Source organism: Corynebacterium sp. CNCTC7651, assembly GCF_021496665.1.
Classification (GTDB): domain Bacteria; phylum Actinomycetota; class Actinomycetes; order Mycobacteriales; family Mycobacteriaceae; genus Corynebacterium.
Genome location: NZ_CP071246.1, coordinates 2,380,034 through 2,396,739, shown reverse-complemented (window position 1 = coordinate 2,396,739; position 16,706 = coordinate 2,380,034). Strand labels below are relative to the sequence as shown.

At 68.2% G+C, this 16,706-nt stretch carries 14 protein-coding genes; 6 read left to right on the top strand and 8 right to left on the bottom strand.

Annotation, left to right across the window (positions count from 1 at the left end; translation table 11 throughout):
• Positions 1-4: 4 nt before the first annotated feature.
• From JZY91_RS11390 to JZY91_RS11375, 4 genes are read left to right on the top strand one after another with little or no spacing between them, the layout of a single operon-like run.
• Complete coding sequence (locus JZY91_RS11390) at positions 5-3,391, top strand: arabinosyltransferase domain-containing protein (RefSeq protein ID WP_370639229.1); 3,387 nt, start codon at positions 5-7, stop codon at positions 3,389-3,391.
• 7 nt (positions 3,392-3,398) lie between these two features.
• Positions 3,399-4,298, top strand: coding sequence for a cutinase family protein (locus JZY91_RS11385; protein ID WP_234947953.1), 900 nt, complete (start codon positions 3,399-3,401; stop codon positions 4,296-4,298).
• A 38-nt stretch (positions 4,299-4,336) separates the two neighbouring features.
• A complete protein-coding gene (locus tag JZY91_RS11380) occupies positions 4,337-6,244 on the top strand; it encodes a M13 family metallopeptidase (RefSeq protein WP_234947952.1) in 1,908 nt (635 codons plus the stop codon).
• An 11-nt stretch (positions 6,245-6,255) separates the two neighbouring features.
• Positions 6,256-7,248: a hypothetical protein gene (locus JZY91_RS11375; RefSeq protein WP_234947951.1), complete on the top strand. Its 993-nt coding sequence runs from the start codon at positions 6,256-6,258 to the stop codon at positions 7,246-7,248.
• A 393-nt stretch (positions 7,249-7,641) separates the two neighbouring features.
• Here JZY91_RS11375 and JZY91_RS11370 read toward each other — a convergent pair whose 3' ends face one another.
• The 4 genes from JZY91_RS11370 to JZY91_RS11355 are packed head-to-tail and all read right to left on the bottom strand — an operon-like array spanning position 7,642 to position 10,277.
• Positions 7,642-8,484 carry a hypothetical protein gene (locus JZY91_RS11370; protein ID WP_234947950.1) on the bottom strand — a complete coding sequence of 281 codons (843 nt, stop codon included), beginning with the start codon at positions 8,482-8,484 and terminating at the stop codon, positions 7,642-7,644.
• A complete protein-coding gene (locus tag JZY91_RS11365; RefSeq protein WP_234947949.1) occupies positions 8,484-9,224 on the bottom strand; it encodes a hypothetical protein in 741 nt (246 codons plus the stop codon). Before JZY91_RS11365 ends, JZY91_RS11370 begins: the two co-directional genes overlap by 1 nt.
• A gap of 11 nt (positions 9,225-9,235) precedes the next feature.
• The gene (locus JZY91_RS11360) at positions 9,236-9,985 is read right to left on the bottom strand and encodes a VOC family protein (protein WP_234947948.1); all 750 of its coding nucleotides are present in this window, start codon (positions 9,983-9,985) and stop codon (positions 9,236-9,238) included.
• Between the two features lies 1 nt (position 9,986).
• Positions 9,987-10,277, bottom strand: a complete 291-nt coding sequence (locus tag JZY91_RS11355) for an RNA-binding S4 domain-containing protein (RefSeq protein ID WP_234947947.1) — start codon at positions 10,275-10,277, stop codon at positions 9,987-9,989.
• Positions 10,278-10,338: 61 nt separating this feature from the next.
• Here JZY91_RS11355 and JZY91_RS11350 point away from each other — a divergent pair, with 61 nt between their 5' ends.
• A complete protein-coding gene (locus tag JZY91_RS11350; protein WP_234947946.1) occupies positions 10,339-11,487 on the top strand; it encodes a CapA family protein in 1,149 nt (382 codons plus the stop codon).
• Here JZY91_RS11350 and JZY91_RS11345 read toward each other — a convergent pair.
• The 4 genes from JZY91_RS11345 to thpR all read right to left on the bottom strand — a co-directional run bounded on the left by JZY91_RS11345 (position 11,484) and on the right by thpR (position 14,423).
• Complete coding sequence (locus JZY91_RS11345) at positions 11,484-12,206, bottom strand: LysE family translocator (RefSeq protein WP_234947945.1); 723 nt, start codon at positions 12,204-12,206, stop codon at positions 11,484-11,486. The genes JZY91_RS11350 and JZY91_RS11345 overlap by 4 nt on opposite strands.
• A 3-nt stretch (positions 12,207-12,209) precedes the next feature.
• Positions 12,210-12,914, bottom strand: coding sequence for an SDR family oxidoreductase (locus JZY91_RS11340; protein ID WP_234947944.1), 705 nt, complete (start codon positions 12,912-12,914; stop codon positions 12,210-12,212).
• A 6-nt stretch (positions 12,915-12,920) separates the two neighbouring features.
• Entirely contained in the window at positions 12,921-13,577 is a 657-nt protein-coding gene (locus JZY91_RS11335) for an alpha-ketoglutarate-dependent dioxygenase AlkB (RefSeq protein ID WP_234947943.1), read from the bottom strand.
• Between the two features lie 279 nt (positions 13,578-13,856).
• Positions 13,857-14,423 carry an RNA 2',3'-cyclic phosphodiesterase gene (gene thpR, locus JZY91_RS11330; RefSeq protein WP_234947942.1) on the bottom strand — a complete coding sequence of 189 codons (567 nt, stop codon included), beginning with the start codon at positions 14,421-14,423 and terminating at the stop codon, positions 13,857-13,859.
• A gap of 25 nt (positions 14,424-14,448) precedes the next feature.
• Here thpR and JZY91_RS11325 point away from each other — a divergent pair, with 25 nt between their 5' ends.
• Positions 14,449-16,698, top strand: coding sequence for an ATP-dependent RNA helicase (locus tag JZY91_RS11325; RefSeq protein ID WP_234947941.1), 2,250 nt, complete (start codon positions 14,449-14,451; stop codon positions 16,696-16,698).
• Positions 16,699-16,706: the final 8 nt, after the last annotated feature.

Genomic DNA, 16,706 nt, shown 5'->3' with positions numbered 1-16,706 from the left:
CACCGTGTCTACAGCGATCAACGAGACCCCGCGAGAACCGCAGCTTAAGCAACCGCCGCAGCTGACCACCGTGCGCGCGCAGCGGGCGCCGCAATCCCTGGTCGCGGTCTCCGCGCTCTCCGGGCTGATCGCCTTCGCGCTGCTCCTGCTCACGCCGCTGCTGCCGGTCAACCAGGTGCAGTCCTCCTTCTCCTGGCCGCAGGACAACCAGATCACGGCGGTCAACGCGCCGCTGATCTCGCTCGCGCCGCAGGAGGTGGACATTGCGGTGCCTGCGGCTAGCGTCGATACGCTGCGCCCCGGGCAAACCACCATCCTGTCCACGCTGCCCGGATCCTCCCCCGAAGCCACGGACCGCGGCCTGTTCATCACCGCGCCGGGCGGCGGCATTGTGGTGTCTTCGCTGAACCACATCGTCTTCGAGCTCACCCCGAAGCAGGTCGCCGCGCTGCCGGACGGTGCCGTGCTGGAAATCTCCGTCGCGGAGGACGCGATGACGGTTGCCATCCCCGGCACCTCCCACAAGGAGGAGGTTGAGGAGGACTACCGCCCCCAGCTCACCGGCATCTACACCGAGCTGGACCCGGCTCAGGGGCAAATGCTTATCGACGGTGGCTTGCACGCCACAATCGACATCAACTCGCGCTTCACTTCCACACCCAGCGCGCTGAAGCTCGCCGCCATGGTGCTGGGGCTGATCTCCACCCTGGTGGGCCTGTGGGCCCTGGGGCGCCTGGACCGGCTGGACGGCAAGCGCGCCCCGGTGTTTTCCAAGCGGTGGCGCACGTTCACCCCGCTGGACGCGGTGGTGCTTGCGGTGCTTGGGTACTGGCACGTCCTGGGCGCCAATACGTCCGACGATGGCTTCCTGCTCACCATGGCGCGCGTGGCCAATGACTCGGATTACATGGCCAACTACTACCGCTGGTACGGCGTGCCGGAAGCCCCGTTCGGCTCCCCGTTCTACGATATCCTCGCGCTTTTGGCGCGGGTGTCCACGGCATCCATGTGGATGCGCCTGCCCACGCTCTTGGCCGGCATCCTGATCTGGTGGATCCTGTCCCGCGAGATCCTCCCGCGCCTGGGCGAGGCCGTGAGCGGGCGCCGCATGGCGTATTGGACGGCGGCGTTTGTCTTCCTGGCGTTCTGGCTGCCGTACAACAACGGCACCCGCCCGGAGCCGATCATCGCTTTCGGCCTGATCCTCACCTGGGCGTTGTTTGAGCGCGCCATTGCCACGGACCGGCTGCTGCCCGCCGCGCTGGGCACGATTTCCGCCGCGTTCACCCTGGCGTGCGGGCCCACCGGCCTGTCCGCCGTGGGCGTGTTCTTGATCTGCCTGCCCGCGGTCTTCCGCACCATGCGCCGCCGCACCGTGATGGCGCCGTGGATTGCGTACCTGGCGCCTTTCCTGGGCGCGGGCATGGCCGTGATGGTGCCGGTGTTTAAGGACCAGACGCTGGCCACGGTGCTGGAAGCCACCGCCGTGCGCGCGGAGGTCGGCCCCGCAATGCACTGGTACGAGGAGTGGGCGCGCTACGCCACCCTGTTCCAGCAGACCGTGGATGCCTCCATGGCGCGCCGCTTCCCCATGTTCGTGCTGTTCTTCTGCATGGTGCTGATCCTGTGGGGCCTGGCCAAGTACGGCCGCATCCCGGGCGCCACCAAGGGCACGGTAGAGCGCATGGTGCTGATCATCGCGCTGACCGTCTTCTTCATGATGTTCACGCCTACCAAGTGGACCCACCACTTCGGTATCTACGCCGGTGTGGGCGGCGCGGTGGCCGCGCTCGGTTCCGTGGTGCTGTCGCACCTGGCGCTGCAGTCCCGCCGCAACCGTACGTTCGCCATCGCCGCCACCTTGTTCCTCATGGCGTTGACCTTGGCAGGCTGGAACGCTTGGTGGTACGTCTCCTCCTTCGGCGTCCCGTGGTGGGACCGCACCGTGCAGTACCGCGCGGTGGAGGCCAACAGCATCATGCTGGCGATTGCGCTGCTGGTGTTTGTGGTGGGCATCTTCCAATCGCTGGCCCACAACGTCCGCAGGTACGACGCCGCGAAGCAGGGCCTGGCGGAGGAGTTCGACGCCGCCGCGCGCGTGGACGCCGGCCGCTTCGCCGGCATCATGTCCGCCCCAATCGCCATCTTCGCGGTGTTGATGGTGCTGTTCTCCTGCCTCACCTTTGCCAAGGCGTACGTGGCCCAGGCCCCTGCCTACTCCGTGGGCATGGGCAACCTCCGCACCTTCAAGGGCGACAGCTGCGCCCTGGCTAGCGACGTGATGCTGGAGCAGGACACGAACGATAGCTTCCTCACCCCCGTCGGCGGCGTGCCGCTGGGCCGCTCCCTGGACGCGGGCGAGAACCAGGGCTTCACCCCGGACGGCGTGCCCGCCTTCATCGCGGTGGACAACTCCAACACCACGGACGTCATCGCCAACGCGCAGACGGACGCGAACGCCCAGGAGACGCCGGCGGATGAGCTGGGCGAGGAAGCCCAGTCCACCTCCAAGGTGCGCACGCAGGGCAACCGCCCCGACCGCCTGCGCGGCGTCAACGGCTCCACGGTGCGCCTGCCGTTCAACCTGGACTACACCCGCGTCCCGGTTGCCGGCACCTTCGAGGACGACCCGACGAAGCGCGCCGAAATCACCACCGTCTGGTTCGAGCTCCCGGAGCCGGACCCGGACGCGCCGCTGCTGGTCACCAGCGTCGCCGGGCGCATCGCGCACCACGACATCAACGGCGTGGAGCAGGAGGGCACCGAGCTCAAGCTGGAGTACGGGGCCATGCGTGACGACGGTTCCGTTAAACGCCTCGGCGACGTAGAAATGCTGGACCAGGGCCCAACCCCGGCGTGGAGGAACCTGCGCTATCCCATCGCGGACCTGCCGGAAGAGGCGGACGTGGTGCGCCTGGTGGGCGTGGACGAGTCCCTCGCGGAGAAAGATTGGCTGGCAATCACGCCGCTGCGCAACCCGAAGCTTGAGGCAATGACGGACGCAATTGACCCCGACACCCCGGGTCTTTTGGACTGGACGGTGGCGTTCCAATTCCCCTGCCAGCGCACCTTCAACCACTACGCCGGCGTGACCGAGATCCCGCAGTTCCGCATCATGCCGGACGCGCCCGGCAAGGCCCAGCTCTCCGGCTTCCAGGACTTCCTGGGCGGCGGCGCGCTGGCCACCGCGGAGGCCGTGAACTATTCCTACGAGGTGCCGGGCTACCTGCGCAACGATTGGCAGCGCGACTGGGGCTCTGTGGCCAAGTATGAGCTGCGCACCGATTCCACCGGTGCCACACCCGTGCCGGCGGAGATTGAGTATGAGACCATCTCCCGGTGGGGTTGGTGGACCCCAGGCCACATGAAGATCCGCAACCCGCACCAATAGGGGACCCATGAAGCTCACTCGCACCCTTGCCAAGGCCGCCGCAACTGCGGCGGCTGCCGTCGCGCTGCTCGCCCCGGGCCTGGCCGGCGTTGCAGCCCCGGCAAACGCCCAGCTGCCGGCGCCGATCACGCCGTCGCACAACGCCGGCGATCTGCTGCGCCAGCAGGGCTGCAAGCAGCACTACCTGATCGCGGTGCCGGGCGGCGCCAACACCGTGGCGGGCGTGCCCACGTTCCTGCCGCACGGCGGCCAGGTGTTCTCCACCGGGCTGCTCACCCAGGCCGCGTCCGCCGGTGAAATCCAGCCGCTGTGGGTGTCCTACAACTCGGCCGCGTTTCTTACCCGCCCCTACGCTGCCGCGTCTGCGGAGGCGTACGGGAAGACTCGGGGGACCGTCGAAAAGCTCGCGAATGCCTGCCCCAACGCAACCTTCAGCCTCACTGGGTACTCGCTCGGTGCAGACGTGGCGGCGCGGCTGACGCACGACATCGCGTACGGCACCGGGCCGATTGCCCCGGAGCGGCTCGATTCGGTGGCGCTGATTGCCAACCCGTACCAGGGCGGCAACGGCGCGGTGCTGGGTCCGGGCACGTCGCAGGATTCGCGCGGCGCGCTGGGCAGCCTGGACGGCGGTTACGGCGAGCTGAGCGGGAAAGTGCTGGAGATCTGCCGGCCGGACGACATCGTGTGTTCCACCCAGGAGGAGTTCCGCCCGCTGGTCGGCCCGGCGCTGCGCACCACCGCCGCGCAGAACCGCGTGCCGGTGATGGACTTCGTGCAGGTGTTCAGCCAGCTGGGCGCGAATTCCCCAAAGGTAATTGCCGGCATGGGCGCGCACGGGCAGTACGGCCAGGCGGCGCCGCGGGCGGCGGCGGAGTGGATTGTCGCCCACACCGCTGACCGCTAGACGCTAACCACTAATCACGCGCCCAGTACCATGGGGATATGCGTGACCTTTTTGCACTAGTCAACGGCGAATGGCTGGATAGCCACGAAATCCCCGCGGACCGCGGCATAGACGGCGCGTTCCACGCCCTGCGCGATAAGTCTGAAGAAGACGTTCACGCGCTGCTGGAGGGCAGCGACAGCCGCGGCGGCGCGATCTACCGCTCCTTCATGGACACGGAGACAATCAACGCCGCGGGCGTAGCGCCCCTGGAGGCGGACCTGGAGAAGGTCGCCGTAGAAAACGTGGAAGAGTTCGCTCGCAACCTGGGCGTGCTGGAGCGCGACGGCATCGGCGCACCCCTGACCTACTGGGTGGAGAAGGATTCCCAGGGCGAGGACGCGGTGGCGTATCTCTACCAGTCCGGCCTGGGCCTGCCGGATGAGGCGTACTACCGCGAGCCGCAGCACGCGGAGACGCTGAAGAAGTATGAGGCGCACGTAGCCCGCATGCTGGGCTTCCTGCCCCCGAAGTACCTGCTGGGGCTCACTCCGGAAGTCGCGGCGGCGCGCATTATCGCCCTGGAGACGCAGCTGGCCTCCAGCCACTGGGACGTGGTGAAATCCCGCGACGCGGTGGCCACCTACAACCCGGTTGAGTTGGATGAGCTGCCGGCGATCATCCAGACCATGCTCACCGCCTCCGGCATCCCGGCTGGCCGCCTGATCAACATGATGCCCTCCTACACCGAGGACTTGGCCGGCATGCTGCGCCCGGAGACCCTGGCCAGCTGGCAGCTGTGGGCCGTGTGGAACATTCTGCGCGCCCGCGCCGGCCTGCTCACCGAAGAAATCGGGGAGGCAAACTTCGAGTTCTACGGCACCCACCTCTCCGGCGCGACGGAGCAGCGCGACCGTTGGAAGCGCGGCGTTGGGCTGGCGCAGTCGATCGTCGGACAGGAAATTGGTCGGGAGTATGTGGAGAGGCATTTCCCGGCGTCGTCGAAAAGCGAAATGCTCGAGCTAGTGGGCTACCTCATCCGCGCGTACCGCGAGCGCATTGCGCAGCTGGAGTGGATGAGCGAGGAGACGAAGGCCCGCGCGCAGGAGAAGCTGGAGAAGTTCAACGCCAAGATCGGCTACCCGGACAGGTGGCGCAGCTTCGACGGGCTCGAGGTGGACCCGAGCGGCAAGGCGCTGCTGGCCAACGTGCGCGCCGGCTCCGCGTTTGAGCACGAGTACCAGCTGAGCAAGATCGGCAAGCCCAGCGACCGCGACGAGTGGGTGGCGGAGCCGCAGGTGGTCAACGCGTTCTACAACCCGGTGGTCAACGACATCACGTTCCCTGCCGCGATCCTGCAGCCGCCGTTCTACAGCCCGGACGCGGACGCGGCGGAGAACTTTGGCGCGATCGGCGCGGTGATCGGCCACGAGATCGGGCATGGTTTCGACGATCAGGGTTCGCGTTACGACGGCGACGGCAACCTCAATTCTTGGTGGACCGACGCGGACCGCGAGCGTTTTGAGGAGCTGACCGCGAAGCTTGTCGGCCAGTTCCAGGGCCTGATCCCGTCTGCGCTTGAGGGGGCGGAGGGCGTGACCGGCGTCAACGGCCAGTTCACCCTCGGCGAGAACATCGGCGACCTCGGCGGCCTGGGCATTGCCGTGGAGGCGTACAAGCTCTACCTGGCGGACAAGGGCATCGAGGACGTAGAGAGCGCCCCGTTCGACGACCTGGACGGCGAGTTCACCGGCTTCCAGCGTCTCTTCCTCGCGTGGGCGCGCGTGTGGCGCACCAAGGTCCGCCCGGAGATGGCCGCGCAGCTCCTGGCCATTGACCCGCACTCCCCCGCCGAGTTCCGCTGCAACGTCATCGCCGCGAACGTGGACGAGTTCTACAACGCCTTCGACGTCGAAGAGGGCTCAAAGGTGTGGCTCGCGCCGGAAGATCGGGTGAAGATTTGGTAGCCGAGGAACCGTTGCAGCCCCTTGAGCAGGGCTCGCTTGACGACGATTACCCGATCAACCACCAAGCCTCCGACACCTTCCAGGTCGGCGGCGTTGAACGTTCCCTGCCCGACCCGCTGCAGCTTGAGCAGCTGGTGAGCTACATCGAGGCCACCTACGACCAGGAGGCGGAGCAGTACCTGGCGCTTTTGCCCGACCGCATCACCCACGCGGCGATGCTGATGCTGGGCAGCGGCATCGACCAGACCATGCCCGGTGTGGCCTTCCCCGGCGCTGTGGGTGTGGAGGACTGCGAGCTGGGGCAGGTGTTCGTGCCGAGTGGTCGCGCGGGCGTTGGCAGTGGTGCGGGCGCTGACAGTGGTGGTGCGGGCGCTGACAGTGGTGGTGCGGGCGCCGGCACGGGCGTTGGCGGTGGCGCGGGCGCTGACAGTGGTGGTGCGGGCGCGGGTGTTGGCAGTGGTGGTGGCGCGGGCACCGGTAGTGGCGCGGGCGCGGGTGGCGCGACCTGGGCGGTTTCCGTGTGGGACGGCCCCCGCTCCGCGCGCGATAACGCCTGGCGGCCCGAGGTCGCCGGCGTGGCCGAGCTTTCCGGCGCGACGGTGCTGGACATCGATGACCCCGCCCGCGTGGCCGACGCTATCGCGTTCGCCCGTTCCCGCGGCGCAGCCAAGGTTGCGGTGTGGGCGTTTTCGGGAGGGGCTGGATTTGTGTCGTCGGCACGCGAGGCAGGCGACGCTGGTGCAGGCGGCGCTAGTCGAGCGCTCGGCGCCGATGCGTACGTGCTCACCTACCCCACCACGTTGCCGCCTACTGAGGGCCAGCCCACGTTGCTGCAGGTGGCGACACGTGATGAGGTCGCTCCGCTGCTTCCGGAAGAGCTGATGATGCTCAGCGAGGCTGCGACGATCACGGTGAAGCGCTACCACTCGACCCACTACATCGCGACGCCGGCTGAGTCGCGCCGGCGCGTCCGCGACGTGGCCGAATTCTTGGCGTCGGTGTAGGCGGGACGGTGCGGGGCGCCGGGACGGGGCACTGGGCCGGGCGTGCTCGCCTAGTGCGCCCCGGCCGTCCCGTTGCCCCGGCCGTCGCGTTGCCCCGGCCGTCCCGTCGCCGTGGCCGTCGCCGCGTTCCCGCAGGTCACGGGCCCGCCAGCTCAGGGGCATAACTGCAGGTCGGCTCAGGGGCATATATTCCCGTCGATAATTGCTGGTCACAATTTTATGCAACTTTTCGAAGACATGTGACTGGCACGCGCGTGACCTGCGGTTATCGACGTAAACCTATCGACCTAAACGTATCGACCTGAAGACCTGCCCCTGAAGACCTGCCCCTAAACACCTGCCACTGAAGACCTGCCCCTGAACCGCTAGGCCAACCGCCCGGCCGAAACCGGACTACAGGGGCAACCCGACCGGCACGAGCCAGTCAGCCGGGATGTACGCCAGGATCTGCGGCGGCAAACCGGGCACGAGCTGGGCAATCAGGTCGCGTAGCGGCAGCGCGGGCACGGTCGAGGAGCCGAGCTGCATCGTCAACGGCCCGCCCGGCTCACCCGGCCCGCCCGGCCCGCCAGAACCCGGCGCGCCAGGGGCCGCAACGTGGATGTCGCGCAGTGCCTCGTCGGTATTCGCCTGCGGGCCACCAAGGGTCAGCGCGGCGGCGGTCCAGCCGGGTCCGAAAGACACGGACCCGGTCGCGGAGTTCGGGTCGTCGGCCCAGCCGAACTTGGTCCCCTGCGCGCCAGGCAGGCGCGAGGTGCCGAAGTTCTGCGGGGAGCCGTCCGCAGCCACAGGCGCGGCGGTGCGCATGCCCAGGATGATCGGGGCTGCAACCGGGTCCCACCGCACGGCTTGGATGAAGCGGGCGACGTCATACGCAGAGGTCACCGAGTTGCCCCAGTACCCGTTTCGCGCGGTGGCGGTGAGGCCGAACTGGCGGGCAACGTCGTCGATCGCGTTGGGGTAACGCGCGTCGAGCTGGGTGGCAATGCCGTCGTCGGACACGCGGATCATGTGCTCCACGCGCGCCTTGTCCGCCGGCGCACCGTGGCGGAGCACCCAATACCCCAGGTAGAGCTTGGATAGGCTCAGCGAGGGCCGCGGCGCGTTCGCGTCCGGGGACCCGTTGTGGGCCCCGTTCTCCCACACCACGGCCGTCGAGGCCCCCGCCGGCGCAGGCTGCGTGACGACGATCGCAGCAACCACCGCAACACCCCGCACCCAACCTGCTCGCCGCATTACTTCTTCTCCTTCTTCGGAGCGTCCTCGACCTGCTTGATGCCTATGCGGGTGTCCACCGTGTTCTGGTACGCCGTGCCAAGGGTCAGCGCCGCGACGGCGAAGGTCTCGTCGCCGATTTCACCCCACGATACGCTGGCGGTCGCGCCGGAGCGGTCATCCGACCACCCCATCTTGGAACCCTTCACGTCCTTCAGGCGGGCGGTGCCGAAGCCCTGGATGAAGCCGTCCGCGGCTACCTCCGCCTGGTCCTCCATGCCCTCGAACAGCGGTTTTGCCACCGGGTCCCACAGGATCGCGGCGATGAAGGTGGCCACGTCGCGCGCGGAGGTCTGCGAGTTGCCCCAGCTCTTGCCGCGCACGGTTTGGGTGAGGTCGAAATCCTCCGCAATCTCATCGATCGCCTCGGGGTACTTGCGGTCCAGCCGCCCCGCAATTGCGTCGCTGGAGGTGCTCACCATTTCCTCCACCAGCTCTTTTTCTTCGTCGGTGCCGTTGTACAGCACCCAATAGCCCAGGTAGAGCTTGGCCAGCGACAGCGCCGGCCGCGCCTCCTCCCCCTTCGGCGAGATTGATACCCGCCCGTCCGGATGCACCACGGCCAGGCCGGTGCGGTCCCGGTGGTAGGACGGGTCCACGTGGTACGCGTTCGCGGGGGCACTGGTGACGACGGAAGCGGCAAGCGCCAACGCCATCCCCACACCCAACGCGGACCCTCGCCCGGCGCGTGGCCGCTGCATCGTCGCCACAGTTACAGGTCCAGGATCGAGTCGGCTTCGCTGATGTCCTCGAACACCGGCTTTTCCACTTCGCAGAGGAAAAAGCCTGCGCCCGCCGGGTCTTCCGCAACGGCCAGCGGGCCGAAGGGGCTGTCCACCGGACCCTCGATGAGGCTGCCGCCGAACTCGACGACTCGAACGGCCGCGGCGGTCAAAGATTCGACGCCGAAGAAAGTCTGCCACATGCCGGTGGGAGCATCGTCGATAAGCGAAATGCCCAGGAACGCGGCACCGTCCACCTCCGCGGTGAAGTAGGTGCCCTCGCGGCGGATCTCCCAGTCGAAGAGGTCCCCGTAGAAGTCGATGGCGCGCTCGCTCGGCGCGACGTACTCGTACCACACCGGCACGCCCGGCTCGCCGGCTGCGACGAAGTTCTCCTCGCCCGCAGGCTCCACGATGCCGAACACGCCGCCGGCAACGTCGCGGCACAGCATCATGGCGCCGATCGGGGTCTCGCCGGTGCCCAGCACCTCGCCGCCGAGCTCCTCCACCCGCGCGCCCATGTCGCCGCGGGCCAGGAAGTACGTCACCCACGCGGAGCTGCCCTCCGGCAAGGCCAGGATGCCAGCAACGGGCAGGCCGTCTTTGCGGGCCACGCGGTAGTCGTCCCCGCCCAGCTCCCAACCGAAAAGCTGGGAATGGAAGTAGCCGGCCTTCTGCGGCTCCTCGGTCACAAGCTCCTGCCAGTACGGCATCCCGGGCTGGGCCTCGAATGCGGGCATGCTACATATTCCTCCACTTTTCGGGATCAAAATCGTCGTTGGCGGTGCGCTCGTCAAAATAGTCGTCCTCGCCGCCGCCGTCCGCGATCACGGTTGCCTGGGCACCTGGGACGCTGACCACGTCGCCGTCGTAAAGCATGTGCCCCCGCGCCGTGACCACCTCGCCGCCCACGCGGACCTCGCCGGACGCGATGAGCTCTTTCGCGTGCCCGCCGGTCTCGGCGAGGTTGGCCAGTTTGAGGAACTGGCCCAGTTTGATCGAATCGCCGGTGATTGCCACCTCTGAATGCATGCGCCCAAGTCTAGGTCAGAGCGGTTGCGCTGCCAGCTCAAGCCCGGTTAGATCGCAGGGTATGCACATCTCCCGTGCGCTCGCCGGCGTGACCGTGGCCACGGCCGCGCTTCTTGCCGGGTGCCAGGCGCCCTCCCAGACCGCGGACACCACCGTCACCGCCACCACTACGCATGTGGTCGAGGAGACCGCCCCGGCCGAAACGGTCACGCCGGTGGCGCAAGAAACCTCTATCACCATCCGCTCGATCGGCGACATCCTCCCGCACAGCGACGTCTACGGCCGCGCCAACGCGCTCGCCGGCTACGAGGGCTTCGACTTCGCGCCCATGTTCGCCCCGGTTCGCGCGTACATGGAGAACGCGGACATCACCACCGCGAACATGGAGGTGCCTGTCGCGGGCCTGGACTTCGGGCTTTCGGGCTATCCGACGTTCAATTCCCCGCCCGAGATGATCGACGCCCTGCGCGACGCCGGGGTGGACGTGGTGAACAACGCCACCAACCACACGCTTGACCAGGGCGGGGCGGGCGCGGAGGCGTCCGTGCGCAACATCCGCGACCGCGGAATGATGTACACCGGCGGGTACGACTCCTGGGAGGACAAGGCCGCCCCGCGCATCATCGAGGCGAACGGGATCAAGGTGGGCTTCATCGCCTACACCTACGGCACCAACGGCATCCCGGTGCCGGAGGGCCAGGAATACCTGGTCTCCCTCATTGACTACGAGGCCATGCGCCGCGAGATCGCCGAGCTGGACGCGCAGGTGGACGCGACCGTGGCCATGATCCACATGGGCGAGGAGTACGAGTACTTCCCCGTGGACTTCCAGCGCGAGACCGCCGCCGTTGCGCGCGAGGCCGGCGCCGATTACATCCTGGGCGGGCACCCGCACGTGGTGGAGCCATTTTTGCTTGACGACGAATCCTCGCTCACCTGGTTCTCCCACGGCAACTTCCTGCACGGGCAGTGGGACGAGCGCACGAAGATCGGCGGCATCGGCGAGGTGACCTTGACCAAGCGTGCGGACGGTTCCGTGGTGTTCGGCCCCGTCCGCTTCATGCCGACGTTCATGATCGGCCCGCCGATGAGCTACGAGCACCAGGTTATCCCGCTTGCGGAGGCTTGGGACTACGTCGACGTGGCCGGGTGGCAGCAGGCGCTGCGCGAGCGCCTGGGCGACGTGGAGGTTGTGGACTACCTGGACTAGCCCAGCAGCGCCGAGATGCCCTGGATACCCTCCACGAGCATCCACAGCGCGATGGCGATGAACACCACGCCCGCGAACGCGTCGATGGCCCAGCTGTAGCGCTGAATTGGTTTGGCCAGCGCCCGCACCGCGATCGCGAAGCCGACAAACCACGCGATGCCGGTGATGATCAGCGTCACTGCAATCGCGACCATCCAGCCCCAGCCCATCCCGGGGCGGACGAACTGGGCGAAGATCGCGCCGAAGAAGAGGAGCGCTTTGGGGTTGGCAAGGTTCGTCGCCACGCCAAGCCCGAAAGCGCGGGCGGGCGTGAGCACCCGCGGGGGCGCAGGAATGTCGGCGGCGTTTAGCCCAGCATCGGGCCCGGCGGCTCCCTCCATGGCGCTGGCGCCGGCAGCCGCGCCAGCAACCTGGCCGGCTGGAACCCGACGCGCGGCCAGCCCGCCCCGCAGCGCGCCCACACCCATGTAGAGCAGGTAGGACCCGCCGACAACCTGCAGCACCGTCAAAATCTCCGGCACCGCCTGCACCAGCGCGGACAGTCCAAGCAGGGACGCGACAATCCACACCGTATTGCCCAGCATGATGCCGGCGGCGCACGCCACGCCCGCCGCGCGGTCCTTCGCGCCCACGCGAATGATCTGGAACAGGTCCGGGCCGGGGCTCATGATCCCGGCAAACCACGCGACAAGCAGCGTGGCAAAGAGCGAAAGCGTCATGCGTTAACGTTCTGCCTGGTCAGCAGGCATGATGTTCAGCACGTCGATGTTCACGTGCGGCGGCAGCGAGGCCACCCAGCGGATCGCCTCCGCCACATCCTCGGCGGTGAGGTTGAGCTTGCCGTCATACACCGCGGCGGCGCGCTCCTCGTCACCGTTGAAGCGGTTGAGGGAGAAATCCGTCTTCACGCGGCCGGGGTCGATCTCGCACACGCGGATGTCCGGCGCCTCCTCGCGCCGGAACGCGCGCGTGAGCCCGCGCAGCCCGTGCTTCGCCGCGTTGTAGCCGGAGCCGCCCTTGTACGCGTCCGTGCCCGCGATGGAACCGATGTTGATCACCAGCCCCTTCGCTTCCTTGAGCTGCGGATACAGCGCCTTGGTCACGCGCATCGTGCCCAGCACGTTGGTCTGGTACATCCAGTCCCAGCCCTCCGCATCCGCGTCGCGCAGGTAGTCCAGCTCCTTCGCGCCGCCGGCGTTGTTCACCAGCAGGTCCACCTTAGGCAGGGCTCTCAGCTTGTCGACGCTCCCCTCATCCGTCACGTCGAGCTCAATCGCCTCCCCGCCGATCTCGGCCGCGATCTTCTCGCACAGCTCGATGCGCCGCGCCGCGACGTAGACCTTCCACCCGTCCGCGGCGAGCGCGCGGCACGCCGCCTCACCGATACCGGCCGAACCGCCGGTGACCACCGCAACCTTGTCGTTCATGGTGTGTCACATTACCTGGCGCATGGTGATGTTTATTCGGCCGTCGGCAAGCGAAGTGCCCTGCGGACCGGTGCCGGGCGCGACCCGCATGATGCCGTGCCGGGCGCGGCGCGCGGGGCCGCCGAACGCGAGCGCGTCCCCGGACATGAGCAGCGTATCGACGTTCACTCCGCCCACCTCAATCCGGAACACCGCCTCCTCGCCGATTGAGAGGCTGACCACGGCGTTTTCGGAACGCTCCTCCGCATCCACGTGCATGCCCATGCCCGTTGCGGGCGGGTAGAAGTTCACCAGCGCGGTTTCCACGCGCGGCGTCGGGCCCACCAGCGGGTCGATCTCGCGGGCCCGGGACATCACGCGGTCCGCGATGTCCTGGTAGTTCGCGGGCACCGGCGGGACCGGATGGCCCTGGACCTCCTGGACCAGGCGGTACGGGTTGGTCGCCCAAAACCAGCCGAGCGAGAGCATCCACGTGGTCATTTGACCCTTGCCAATGCGCGGCCGGCGCATGGCCACCGGTGTGCCCGCGACCTGTTTTGCCAGCTCACGCGATTGCGTCACCAGGTCATGCTGTTCTTCCAGGCTGAGAAATCCCGGCAGGTGCACAACGCCCGGCGCGATGCGCGCGGGTTCGCGAGGGATCGAGGCTGGGCCGAAAAGCATAGGCTCGAGCGTATGCACGACATGGCGCCCGCGCCGCTCCCCCTGCGTCAAAGCAATGCCATGTCTTTTCTGAGACGCGACACATAGTGGATTCGGCAGAACTATGTGTGGACCCCGCACATAAATGCGCCGATCCCACTATGTATCGCAACTCCAAAAAGACATCTCTCCAGCCACGCCCACAGGAAAGGGCCAGCACACGGCTCGCCCGCGCAACGCGACCCGCCCGAGCACGCCTCGCCCGCCCGAGCGCGGCTCGCCCGCGCAGCGCGGCGCGAGCTAAGACGCGGCCCGGCGCGCCGGCCCGCGCAGGTAGAACGTGTCCACAACCTCGTACTTCGGCCCGCCGCTTCGTCCTTTACCCAGGTGGGATTCCATGAGATAGACCTCATCCACGTCGAAACGCGGGCCGGAGTAGACGGAGAGGGCGTGGGCGTGATCGTCCAGAAGCCAAAAATCGCGCGTCCGAGTGCCGGTACGCGCGACGGTGAGGTGGGCCCGCTGGCGGCTGCGCTGATCCGGCTCCAGAAGCGAATCCGCCATCAGCTCCTTCAGCCCCAGCTTGTCGCCGCCCACGCCGATCCACAGCGTGCGCCGGTCGAAGCAGCCCGCGCCGCGCAGCTGGAGTTCCAGCGGCGGCGCCCACGCCGTGGCCTGCGCCAGCACGTCGGTGACTAGGCCGGCATCGTTGGGCTGGGAGCCATAAAACGCCAGGGTGATGTGCCAGGTATCTGGGTCGGTCCAGCGGGACTCAGTACCAAAGCCGTCGCGGATGGGCCGCAGCGCTGTGATCAGGTGCTCGCGGGCCTCGACGGGTGGGACGATTGCGGCGAACAGGCGTCTCATGCCCACAAAGGTACCCTGGATCACCGTGTTCAACCTGGAACGAATCGGCGCGGGGCTACCGGTCGCGAACGTGATCGACCAGCTGCCGCCCACCGGCCCTCTGGTGGTGGAGGCCCCGCCCGGCACGGGTAAGACCACGCTGATCCCGCCCGCGGTGTCTAACCTCACGGCGGCGCAGGGGAAAACGCTGGTCACCGCCCCGCGCAGGGTTGCGGTCCGCGCCGCCGCACGCAGGCTTTCGCTTCTCGACGCTTCCCCCCTCGGCGAACGCGTCGGCTACGCCATCCGCGGCGAGCACAAACCGGGCGAGTTGGTTGAGTTTGTCACCCCGGGTGTCCTGCTCAACCGCCTGCTGAAGGACCCGGGCCTCGAAGGCGTGGGCGCGGTGATCATCGACGAGGTCCACGAGCGCCAGCTGGACACCGACCTCGTCCTCGCCATGTGCATGGAAGTTGCCGTACTTCGCGACGATTTCTACCTCGCCGCCATGTCCGCCACCCTGGACGCCTCCGCCTTCGCCGACCACATGGGCGCGCAGATCTTGAGCACCGAAGCCGTAACGCACCCGTTGGACATTGAGTACGTGCCCCTTGCGGGCCGGATTGAGGGGGGACGGGGGTTTTATGGGAGCGTCGCAAAGCATGTGCCCGAAACTGAGCGGACCTTGGTGTTTGTGCCCGGCGCGCGGGAGGTTGAGTGGGTGTGCGAGGCGCTTGGGTCCCGCGCGGTGCCGCTGCACGGGCGGCTGACCAGCGCGGAGCAGGACGCGGCGCTGGGCGGGGATGCGCCGGTGGTGGTGGCGACGAGTATCGCGGAGAGCTCGATCACCGTGCCCGGCGTGCGCACCGTTGTGGATGCGGGGCTGGCGCGCGTGCCGCGGCGGGATGCGCGCGGGATGACGGGACTGGTCACGGTGTCGGAGTCCAAGGCGAGCGCGAATCAGCGCGCTGGCCGTGCGGCGCGTCTGGGGCCGGGGCGCGTGATCCGGCTCTACAGCCAGGCCGATTACCAGCACTTTCCCGCCGAGACCGCGCCGGAAATTGCTACGAGCGATCTCACGGGCGCGGTGCTGGCGATGCGCGCGTGGGGGTCGCCTGACTTGCCGCTGATGGATCAGCCGCCGGCCGCCGCGCTGGCACAGGCGGAGGAGGCGCTGGCCGCGATCGGCGCGGTGGACGCGGACGGGGCGTTGACGGACCTGGGCCGGAAGCTGGCGGCGTTGCCGGTGGATCCGCGCCTGGGTGCCGCGCTGCTCACTTTGGGCTCGGGCGCGGCGCCCACGGTGGCCGCGATCGCGGACGGCGCGAGCGGCGACCTCGCCCGCGCCAACCCGCCGAAGCGCCAGGTGGAGCGGCTCGCCCGCCTTGCGCCGAAGGGCCCGCCGGTGCCGGCCGGCGACGTGGTGGCGGCCGCGTTCCCGCAGTGGGTGGCCAAGCGCGTGGGCAGCGAATACTTGCTGGCCAGCGGCACGCGCGCGACCTTGGGCGTGGACATGGGCACCCCGGAATGGCTCGCCGCCGCAGAGGTGCAGCGCACGCGCTCCGGCGCCGTGATCCGCGCCGCCGCCGCGACGGAGCTGCCCAAGGAGCGGGTGCGGGAGGACATCAGGGCCTCGCTTATCGACGGCACCGTTCGCGGCCGCAACGTCACCGCCGTCGGCGCCATCGAGCTCACATCCACACCGGTGAAGCTGACCCCGGAGCAGGCAATGGGGGCGCTTTCCGGCGTGACCTTCACGGATTTCGTCTTGGACGAGGAGGCGCAGCGCCTCAAAAACCGCATCGACTTCCTGCGGGAGACGCTGGGCGATCCGTGGCCGGACGTGACGGCGGGCGAGTACTCGCAGGAAATCGCCCAGCTCGCGGCCGGCACGCCACTGACCAAGTTGGATATGCGCGCCGCGCTCATGCGGCAGCTGACGTGGCCGGAGGCGGGCCAGCTTGCGGAGCTCGCGCCCGAGCGCCTGGAGGTGCCAAGCGGTTCCCACCCGCGCGTGGACTACGCCACCGGCCGCCCCGTGGTGCGGGTGAAGCTGCAGGAATGCTTCGGGCTCGCTGCCTCGCCCGAGCTGACGGGCGTGAAGGTGCTCTTCCACCTGCTCTCCCCTGTCGGGCGCGAGCTGGCGGTGACGGATGACCTGGCCAGTTTCTGGGACGGGCCCTACCAAGACGTGCGCAAGGAAATGCGCGGCCGCTACCCCAAACACCCGTGGCCGGAGGACCCGTGGACGGCGCAGGCGACGGCGCGGACCAAACGCAACCAACATCCTCGGTAGCAGTGTTT